Annotated in this window: 1 protein-coding gene; it reads left to right on the top strand. The window is 24.3% G+C overall.

What is annotated here, in order from left to right; genetic code table 11:
• Window positions 1-351 precede the first annotated feature (351 nt).
• Window positions 352-984, top strand: coding sequence for a hypothetical protein (locus ACW9UN_RS17210; protein WP_459487607.1), 633 nt, complete (start codon window positions 352-354; stop codon window positions 982-984).
• The last annotated feature ends 278 nt before the right edge of the window (window positions 985-1,262 follow it).

Here is a 1,262-nt window from a genome sequence, read left to right as displayed (position 1 = left end):
TTACTCAAACGTATCGCAACAAAACATAACACCGTGTAAAATTTATTGCTTTTTCTGGTTTTTCTTACGAAAAACCTGGGAAAAGCTAAAGTTTTAGTCTAAATAGCTTTTTTTTCGCTAAATTTACGCAACAAATAATACACCAAAACGTTGGCAGTAATTAGAGACAAATGAAGATTTAGTTAAATAAAAAAAGGGTATTTCTAAAAATATTAATTTATTATTTGAAAAACAAAAACTATTGTTGTGAAAATTTAAGATATCTAATACATTTTAACCGGAAATTTAATATGTTAGTTTGATTGTATTTAAAATATTTTCCTTTAAATAAAAAACTGTAATTACTAAAAAATGAACCCTATAAAACAAAAAGTCCTTTATCATTTATATTCTTCAATATCGAATCTCTTGTATATGGCTATATTTTTGACTTATAAATTATCTATTTTTGGTACTGTAGTATTAGTATATTTATATTTTGACAATTATTTTAGCGGTATTAAACTATTAGCCTATGTCATTGGTTTGTTTATTGGAGCTTTAGTTTTTAACTTTTTAGAAAAAAAATCATATATCATAGATAAAATAAGTGATAAAGCACAACAATATAAGGCTTATCCTTATTTAAAAAAATATGGAACAGATTTCACTGAACCAACGATTGAACAATTTGGATTGAAAAATATAAACATGAAAGAATACAGGGAAATTCTACAATTATTTGATTATTTTATTCCCTTTGTAGCCATATATTCGATTTCTCTATTTTTTTTTAACGAATTTATAAGTAATTATATAAATTTAAAATTACAACTTATTATAAGTGCTTCTTTTTTTTTAGTGGCTTATGTTATGGTAAAGATTACAGACAAAAAAAGAATAAAGAATTATAAATACTATAAGAATGTAAAAAAATTTCAAAAAGAAATGAGTATATATCATAAGATTGAAGATGAAAAAAGACTGAAAAAATTTAACAAATAACTACTGCCAACACCGTGTAAAAAAAATTGCTGGTAAAAGCATACTTACGAAAACCCTCTCGGATTTTCTTGGTTTCTGTTTTATTTACTAACTTTATTGCTTAAACCACGCAACTTTTCTTACACAACAACGTTGTAAATAATAGTGGAAAACACTCAGAAACGTGAAAATTTAAATTTCCAAAATGTCTGAATTTAGTTGTTCGTGGGAATTTTTTAATCGCTTAAAAATGGAATATAACAATTGCTGAATTATCTTTCACTCGTGAAAAATTATTG

The sequence above is a fragment of the Polaribacter litoreus genome (assembly GCF_054584775.1).
Note: the sequence above shows the minus strand (reverse complement) of the source record. Positions and strands in the feature narration are given on the sequence as shown.

Bases quoted from the DNA above. Each gene is read 5' to 3' on its own strand.
- ACW9UN_RS17210 (WP_459487607.1), top strand. From the start codon at position 352: ATGAACCCTATAAAACAAAAAGTCCTTTATCATTTATATTCTTCAATA.